Origin of the sequence: Streptomyces sp. NPDC057654 (assembly GCF_042800135.1) — a bacterium.
Lineage (GTDB): Bacteria > Actinomycetota > Actinomycetes > Streptomycetales > Streptomycetaceae > Streptomyces.
In genome coordinates this window covers 1-7,792 of record NZ_JBHVHQ010000381.1, presented here as the reverse complement: position 1 = coordinate 7,792, position 7,792 = coordinate 1, and the positions used below count along the sequence as shown (strand labels likewise).

9 protein-coding genes are annotated in these 7,792 nt (G+C 70.5%); 4 read left to right on the top strand and 5 right to left on the bottom strand.

The window, feature by feature from the left end:
* Positions 1-1,826 (top strand): hypothetical protein (locus tag ACFU99_RS25110; protein ID WP_384395589.1); only part of this gene is annotated, 1,826 nt, incomplete at its 5' end.
* A 4-nt stretch (positions 1,827-1,830) separates the two neighbouring features.
* Positions 1,831-2,181, top strand: a complete 351-nt coding sequence (locus tag ACFU99_RS25105; RefSeq protein WP_384395587.1) for a hypothetical protein — start codon at positions 1,831-1,833, stop codon at positions 2,179-2,181.
* A 4-nt stretch (positions 2,182-2,185) separates the two neighbouring features.
* Here the strand turns inward: ACFU99_RS25105 and ACFU99_RS25100 are convergent, their stop codons facing one another.
* Positions 2,186-3,016 carry an alpha/beta fold hydrolase gene (locus tag ACFU99_RS25100; protein WP_384395585.1) on the bottom strand — a complete coding sequence of 277 codons (831 nt, stop codon included), beginning with the start codon at positions 3,014-3,016 and terminating at the stop codon, positions 2,186-2,188.
* Positions 3,017-3,085: 69 nt separating this feature from the next.
* Here ACFU99_RS25100 and ACFU99_RS25095 point away from each other — a divergent pair, with 69 nt between their 5' ends.
* Complete coding sequence (locus tag ACFU99_RS25095; RefSeq protein ID WP_384395583.1) at positions 3,086-3,559, top strand: MarR family winged helix-turn-helix transcriptional regulator; 474 nt, start codon at positions 3,086-3,088, stop codon at positions 3,557-3,559.
* 31 nt (positions 3,560-3,590) lie between these two features.
* Here ACFU99_RS25095 and ACFU99_RS25090 read toward each other — a convergent pair whose 3' ends face one another.
* Both ACFU99_RS25090 and ACFU99_RS25085 read right to left on the bottom strand, forming a co-directional pair.
* Positions 3,591-3,908: a hypothetical protein gene (locus ACFU99_RS25090; RefSeq protein ID WP_384395581.1), complete on the bottom strand. Its 318-nt coding sequence runs from the start codon at positions 3,906-3,908 to the stop codon at positions 3,591-3,593.
* An 87-nt stretch (positions 3,909-3,995) separates the two neighbouring features.
* The gene (locus tag ACFU99_RS25085) at positions 3,996-4,457 is read right to left on the bottom strand and encodes a hypothetical protein (RefSeq protein WP_384395580.1); all 462 of its coding nucleotides are present in this window, start codon (positions 4,455-4,457) and stop codon (positions 3,996-3,998) included.
* A gap of 291 nt (positions 4,458-4,748) precedes the next feature.
* Between ACFU99_RS25085 and ACFU99_RS25080 the strand changes: the two genes are divergently transcribed.
* On the top strand, positions 4,749-5,612 hold the full coding sequence (locus ACFU99_RS25080) for a helix-turn-helix domain-containing protein (protein WP_384395578.1): 864 nt from the start codon (positions 4,749-4,751) through the stop codon (positions 5,610-5,612).
* 80 nt (positions 5,613-5,692) lie between these two features.
* On the opposite strand, the gene ACFU99_RS25075 is transcribed toward ACFU99_RS25080, so the two are convergent.
* Together ACFU99_RS25075 and ACFU99_RS25070 are read right to left on the bottom strand one after the other, a co-directional pair.
* Positions 5,693-6,682, bottom strand: coding sequence for a malate dehydrogenase (locus tag ACFU99_RS25075; protein ID WP_384395576.1), 990 nt, complete (start codon positions 6,680-6,682; stop codon positions 5,693-5,695).
* 378 nt (positions 6,683-7,060) lie between these two features.
* Positions 7,061-7,792, bottom strand: a 732-nt coding sequence (locus tag ACFU99_RS25070; protein ID WP_384395574.1) for a DUF2690 domain-containing protein, incomplete at its 5' end; no start/stop codon positions are given.

Sequence of the window (7,792 nt, the reverse complement as noted above, 5' to 3'; positions counted from 1 at the left end):
CGTTCAGCGGCGCGCGGCACGCCTTCCTCGACGCCCGTATCGGCCAGCGCGGGATCACCTCGGCGACGCAGACGGTGACCGCCGCCGCGAACGGCGTCTACGCCCTGTCCGCCTGGATCGCCGGGGAGGACGCTGACGCCCGCTTCGTCCTGCGCCGCAACGGCAGGGCGCTCGCCGAGGCGTCCCCCGTCTTCGACGGCGACTACCGGCGCTGGACCCTCACGGACGTGGAGCTGCGCGCCGGGGACCTGCTGGAGATCGCGTTCGAGGCGTCCGGCGGCAGTACGGACGCGGGCTGGGTCGCCGTCGACGGCGTCATGGTCTCCCCCGGCCTCCCGGCCCGCCCGCGGGTCACCTCGTCCAGCGGCGAACTGGTCGAGATCTTCGACTGGGCGAAGGACAAGGCCGCGGGCTGGGTGCAGCAGAGCGGCGCGCCGGGCCCGCTGAACATGGACGAGGGCCACCGCCCACCCACCGCGGAGGCCGAGTACGCCGCCTCGTACTGGGCGGGCTATCCGGACCGTACGGGGTACTACGCGCGCGACACCGCCCACCAGGTCGCCGGGGCCCACCTCCTGGGCCTGGACGCCGAAAACCTCACCATGCTGCGCTCCTTCGCCGCGTCGGCGACCCCGGAGCACCGGCACTGGCCGGTGTGGGCCGTCAACTTCGACGCGCGGACGCCGCTCGCCATCGACTACCACGGCCCGCGGGAGTTCGTACGGGAGCTGCCGGCCCCCTTCGAGCTGGTGGAGAAGTGCGCCGAGGCGTTCCGCTGGAGCGGGGACCGGCGCTATCTCGACGGCGAGCTGTGGGAGTTCTGCCGCCGGACGGTCGAGGACTTCGTCACCCAGCAGGCGGGGCGGCTCGACGGCCGGCCGGTGCCGGTGGCGGGGGCGGCGGGCACGCACATCTTCGACGAGGTGGCCACGTACAACGAGAGCGGCGAGCGCCTCGTCGAGGCCGGGGACGCGGTCGCCACGCAGTACCGGGCCTGTCTCGCCCTCGCCGCGCTCGCCGACGCCCGCGACGACACCGAGCTGGTACGCGCGTGCCGTACGCGCGCCGCGCGGCTGCGCGCGTACGCCAACCGGGGCTGGACCGGGCCGGGTTCGGGGTCGGCGGTGATCCGCGGCTACCGCGCCGACGGGACGGGCGTCAGCGGATGGGGGAAGGAGAACAGCTGGTTCATGCCGCTGAAGGGCCTCCTGGAGAGCGGCAAGCGCAACGACGCCTATCTCGACTACGTGCAGAGTCAGGCGACGTCCGCCGAGGGGCGGCCCGTGAACGCGGAGGCCCTCACCTACCTGCCCGACACCTTCTTCCGGCACGGCCGGAACGGGACGGCGTGGCAGTGGATGCGCCACATCTACCGGGAGCGCGACAAACGGCACGCCACCAGGCGGTTCGTGAACGGCGACTACCCCGAGCTGTCGTTCACGCTCGTCTCGCAGCTCGTCGAGGGGCTGATGGGCGTCGAGCCGGACGCGGCGCGGCACGCCCTGACCACGCTGCCGCGGCTGCCGGTAGGGAGTGGCTCCGACTCCGACGACGGCGTCGAGTGGGTGGAGGCGGCGGACGTCCCCATCGGCAACGACCACTTCACCCTGCGCCACGACGGCAACACCAGCACCACCCTCACCCTGCACGCCGCCCCCCGAACGCATTACCGGTGGGAGGCGCGGTTCCCCGGTACGTACCGCCGGGTGCTGGTCGACGGCGCGGCCCTCCCGGCGGACCAATTCGAGGCGGCGGGCGGGGTCACCGGGACGACGCTGACGGTGCGTTCGGGGGAGCCGAGGACAGTGCGGGTGGAAGTAATCTGACCAAATGCCTTCAGTTCTTGTGCTTGGTTTCGATCCCCAGGTGGTCCCCGGCGTCGACGCGGCGGCCTTCCACACGGTCCTGGACAACGAGTTGGTGCGCTTCGGCGAACGCGGCGTCGACGCGTCCATGGCGCTGCTGGAGATGGACGGTTCGGCCGAGCCGACGGCCGCCGAGGCGCTGGCCGCGCACGCGTGGGACGTCGTGGTGATCGGGGGCGGAATCCGCAAGCCGGAGCAGTTGCTGACGTTCTTCGAGAAGATCGTGAACCTGGTCCGGGAGCACGCGCCGCAGGCCGCCATCGCCTTCAACACCAGCGGCGGTACGAGCGTGGAGGCGGCGGAACGCTGGCTATAGGGCTTCACCCCCGCCCGGTGGAGAGGTTGCAGAGGAAGTCCCAGAGGAATTCGTTGAAGAGGGCGGGGCGCTCCATGTTGGGGTAGTGGCCGGTGCCTTCGACGGTGGTCGTGCGGCCGTCGGGGACAATGGCGACGAGGCGTTCGGCCATGCCGACGCAGTCGTCCGAGTCGAGACTGCCGTTGATGGCCAGCACCGGGACCGCGATCTTCGCGGCGCGCGCCCAGGTGTCGGTAACGGGCGTAGGCAGTACGGGGACCGTGCCGACGTGCTTGGCGACCGTACTCTCCCCCATCTCCCTTATCCGCCGCAGGACTTCGCCGTCGACATCGTCGAGGGTGCGGTGCGGCCCGGTGGTGTACCGGACGAACGCGTCGACGAAGCCCCCGGCGTCGCCCTCGGCCGTCGCGCGGGCCAACTCGCCCTGGATTCCGGTGACCCAGGGGTCCTGGAACTCGGCCTCGCTGGTCCCGGCGCCGCTGACGACCAGGGCGCGTACGAGCTCGGGGTGTTCGAGCGCGGTGTCGACGGCGATGCCGCCGCCCATGGACAGGCCGACGAGGAGGGCGGGCCCGGTGCCGAGATGGCGCAGCAGGGCGGCGAGGTCGTCGGCCTGCCGGTAGGGGCGGCTCGCGTTGGCGGACAGCCCGTGGCCGCGTACGTCCGGCACGATCACCCGGCATACGGGCGAGAGGACCGCGACCTGCTCGTCCCACATGCGGTGGTCGAGGTACCCGCCGTGCAGCAGCACCACGGGCGTGCCGGAGCCGATGTCGCGGTAGGCGAGGCGGCCGTCCTCGGACTCGAAGAAGTTCATGTCAGAAGCCTGAGTCATGACAACCAAGGTGTCACTTTTGTGCAAGGTTGGCAACTGAGGTGTCATTGTGAATGTCATCCTGGTGGGGTGAACGACATCGACACCCCCCTGGCCCCCGACGCCCTGGGCCCCCGCCTCATGGAGGTATTCGCCCTGGTGGGCCCCCTCTACCGCCGCGTCCAGCGAAAGGTGGAACAGAACGCGCCGGCCGAGGGCCTCTCCGTCGGCGTACGCGCCGTCCTCGACCTGCTACGCGAACACGGCCCCATGACCGTCCCCCAGATGGGCCGCGCCCAGGCACTGAGCCGCCAGTTCGTCCAGCGCATGGTCAACGAGGCCACCGCCCAGCACCTGGTCGAACCCACCCCCAACCCGGCACACCGCCGCTCCTCGCTCATCGAACTGACGGAAAAGGGCGAGACCGCCATTACCGCGGTGATGACGCGAGAACACGAATTGCTGCGCCAGGTCGGGGGTGACCTCACGGACGAGGATGTCGCCACGTGCGTAAGGGTGTTGACGCGCATGCTGGCCCTTTTCGAGGACGTGGACGTCAACTGACGGCACTACCCGGCTGCTTGCGCGAACCTCGTCACGAGAGCTCCTCGTGGTTCACCCACACCGCCTTGTACGGATACCGCGCCTGCCACCGCTTGATGAGCTCCACGGCCCCCGGCACCGCGAACACCGCATCGAGCCCATCACGATCGGCGACCCCGATCTGCACAACAGCACTCGCGACAAACACCGGGCTGTGGTCATCCCCAGCCACCCGAATGTGCCGCTGCGCGGCGAAGGACTGGACGTGCTCTGAGCCGCGCATCAGGGTTTCGATGTCTTTGAGGTACTGATCCAGCTCGGCGTCGGGGATGTCGGAATCAAACGAGACAATCATCGTGTGGAAGGTCATGGCTCTATGGAACCTTCCCTATGGCCTCGAAGTCCAAGACCGGTTAGGTCATTGGCGATAACCCATGGGAATGGATCAGTTCGCTGCTCAGAGGGCCTCGGCCGATTCCAGATGCTGCCGCAGCGTCTCGGCGATCTCCTCGACCGGACCGGACACCGGCAGTCGCCACGACGCCTCTTCCCCGCCTTCCATCGCGGCCTCGCTGGAGAACTCGATCAGCTCCGGCGAGGGGATGAAGGAGTCACGAAGCCACGCGGCCAGAACGGCCGCTTCGCGCGGGGACGCCAGGCAGGCCATCACCGTCCCCATGCCCTCGTAAGGCGTCGTGGCCAGCCCGTCCAGCCAGACCCCTTCGGCGATCTCCACCTCGAACGAGAGGGCATCGGCATTGCGGCGCGGCCCCATGCCGTGCTCCAGACGCGTGTACGAGCCCGGGAAGTCCCTCTCGACGCACTCCGCGAGATGGTCGAGCCTCAGATTCCAGGCCCGGGCATCGTTCACCGGCGGAGCGAAGATGAACGTGGTCCTGCGGGCGTTGTCGTCATTCACAGCTGCTGTCGTCCTTTCGAACGTATCCGGTATGGCCGGATCGGGGCTGCCGCGACCCGGTGGGGCGCGTCGCGGTGGGGGGCGATGCCCTTTTTAGGATTGGGGAAAGAACCGAACCGATCTCGCAACTGCCGTTGTCACACCATCGGGTGACGGAGTGGCAGAGGGGCGAATGGGCGGGGTACGGTCGCGCCGAGCAGTACCGCACATGCCTCAGTTACATACGTCGGCCCCCGGCGGGATAGCAGTCCCAATGCCGAGGGCCTAGTCACCAGGAAGAAGAGCTTCCCAATGACCTCGCGGCAGTTTAGCGCGCGGCTTTCTCCGCGCACCCGCCCCCCGCTCGTCGGCGTACGACACGTCCGGCACCGACACGAAGCGCACTTCACCGTGGTCGGCAACCATCTCGCCCAGCACCCCACGCTCTCCGCCGTCGCGATCGGCGTGGCCGTACGGATCCAGTCGCTGCCGGACGGCGCGAAGGTCGGCGTGAAGGCCCTGGCGGCGCAGTTCCCGGAGGGGGAAGCGCGTATCGCGCGGGCCCTTCAGGAGTTGGAGGAAGCCGGGTACCTGGCCCGTAAGAAGGAACGAGCCGCAGGTCAGCGCATCGTCACCCGCACTACCTACTTCGAGCACCCCACAGCCGCCAAGGCTGCCGCCAAGGCCCGGCCAGCAGCGGCACCGGTAGCGGTATCGGCAGCGCAGGCTCCCGAGGAAGCCCCGGCCGTGGAGCCCGCACCGGCCGCGCCGCCTGCCTCCCCCTCCGTCTCCCCCCGCCTCCGCCGCACCGCCACCACCCTCCTCGCCGGGCTGCGCGCCAAAGACCCCCGGCTGTTGCTGTCCGAGCGCGACATCGCGTTCCTCGTGCCCGGCGTCGCACGGTGGCTCGACCGGGGCGTGCCGTCTGAGCAGGTGTTCCGTACGCTCTCGGGGGCGCTGCCGGCCGGTGCGATCCCCTGGCCGTCGAAGATGCTGCATCACCGGCTGACGAAGTGGATTCCCCCGGTCCTGCCGCCCGCCCCGCCCGGCGGCGCCCCGCCGCCCCCGCCTGCGGCGAGCAGCCACCCCGCTCCCCTCCAGAACTGCAACGGCTGTGAACGGGCCTTCCGTTCGCCCTCGCCCGGACGGTGTCGCGACTGTCGCGGAGGCGCGTAGCAAAGGGGGCGTATGCGAATGGGCTCCGGCCCGCGGGAAATCCCGCCGGACGGAGCCCACTCCCCGGCTCACTTCGCTGATCAGATGAGGCCGAGACCCTTCACGGCCTCGCGCTCCTCGACCAGTTCGGCGACGGAGGCGTCGATGCGCTGACGCGAGAAGTCGTTGATCTCCAGGCCCTGGACGATCTCGTACTTGCCGTCCTTCGTGGTGACGGGGAAGGAGGAGATGATGCCCTCCGGCACGCCGTACGAGCCGTCGGACGGGATGCCCATCGAGGTCCAGTCGCCGGCGGCGGTGCCGTTGACCCAGGTGTGGACGTGGTCGATGGCGGCGTTGGCGGCGGAGGCGGCCGAGGACGCGCCGCGCGCCTCGATGATCGCCGCGCCGCGCTTGGCCACGGTCGGGATGAACGTGTCGGCCAGCCAGGCCTCGTCGTTGACGGCCTCGGCGGCGTTCTTGCCCGCGACCTCGGCGTGGAAGATGTCCGGGTACTGCGTGGCGGAGTGGTTGCCCCAGATCGTCAGCTTCTTGACGTCGGCGACCGTGACGCCGGTCTTCTTCGCGAGCTGCGTCACGGCGCGGTTGTGGTCGAGGCGCGTCATGGCGGTGAAGCGCTCGATCGGCACGTCCGGCGCGGCGGCCTGGGCGATGCGGGCGTTGGTGTTGGCCGGGTTGCCGACCACGAGAACCTTGATGTCGTCGGCGGCGTGGGCGTTGATGGCCGCACCCTGCGGCTTGAAGATGCCGCCGTTGGCCTCCAGCAGGTCGCCGCGCTCCATGCCCTTGGTGCGCGGGCGCGCGCCTACGAGCAGGGCGACGTTCGCACCGTCGAACGCGACGTTCGGGTCGTCGGAGATCTCGATGCCCTGAAGCAGCGGGAAGGCACAGTCGTCGAGCTCCATGGCGGTGCCCTCGGCGGCCTTGAGCCCCTGCGGGATCTCCAGCAGGCGCAGCTTGACCGGCACGTCCGCGCCGAGCAGGTGGCCCGAGGCGATGCGGAACAGCAGGGCGTAGCCGATCTGGCCGGCCGCGCCGGTGACGGTGACGTTGACGGGAGTGCGGGTCATGGCGGTCTCCTGCGCAGTGTTTGCCGGGGGCGGGCCCCCAGACCCCCAAGGCGGCGGTGGGCGTCCCTGCCCTTTTTATGCGAGATCTCTCGTTGTCAAGAGACCCCGCGTCAGGCTATCGGACCCCGCCCGGCGCGGGACGCCGCCCCTGTGTGTGACTGCTCACCGGCAGCTCATCGGCCACTCGTCCGCTGCTCATCGGCTACTCGGCCGGCTGGTCGTCGGCGCCGCCGCCGACCGGCTCCCGTCGCAGCACCAGGCGGGTACCCGCTCTAGGAGGGGGAGCGCGGGTACCCGCCCGGTGTGCGCCACACCCGTGGGGGGTTGAAGTCCGCTTTCCCGCCCTCGCGACGGACATGCCACGGATTTGCCCATTCTTTACCCAACCGGGGAACCCGCAGGTGAGGGCGGTGCCGCAGTGGTCGGTGTACACCCCTTCTCCCCCGTCGCGAGCGTCGCGCACGCCTTCACCCTGAGCGGCGCGCTCGCGGCGACCATGGCCGTGTAGGCATCGGCGTCACGGTCGACCTTGCCGTTCTCCGTACGGGCCGCCCCCGCGGTCCCGGCCGCCGAGACCTGCACCGCGTCCCCCGGCACCGCCTGTGTGATGCGGGCCCAGTACGCGCCGCACACCTTGCTGTAGCGGACCTCCACGTAGGTCGAGCCGATCGTCGCGGAGGTCGGCGAGGTGGCGGACGCGCCGCCGCACCCCATGGCCTCCGGGTCCTTCCCGGCGCAGTCCTGGCCGACGCACTTCACTCCGGCCGGCAGTTTCGGCTTGCTGGTCACGCTCGGCGAGCCGGCGGATTCGGCGGATTTCGCACCGTCGCCGCTGTCCCCGCCCACGTCGGTCAGGAGCACGGCGGCGGCGATGACGAGCAGCGTGCCGACCAGCCCGGCGAGGAACATCGTGACGCGACGGCGGCGACGCTGCGCGTCGGTGGCCGGGTCGGGGGTGGACGTGGGGGCGGACGTGGGGGCGGACGTGAGTGGTGGGCCACTGCTGTGGGAGCTCTCGGGAGGCGGCGCGCTGGAGCGGCCGGGCGGGCTGCTCGCGTCGTCGGAGTAGTGGGGGCGGGGGGTGCCCGAGCGGGGCGTGTACCCCGACTG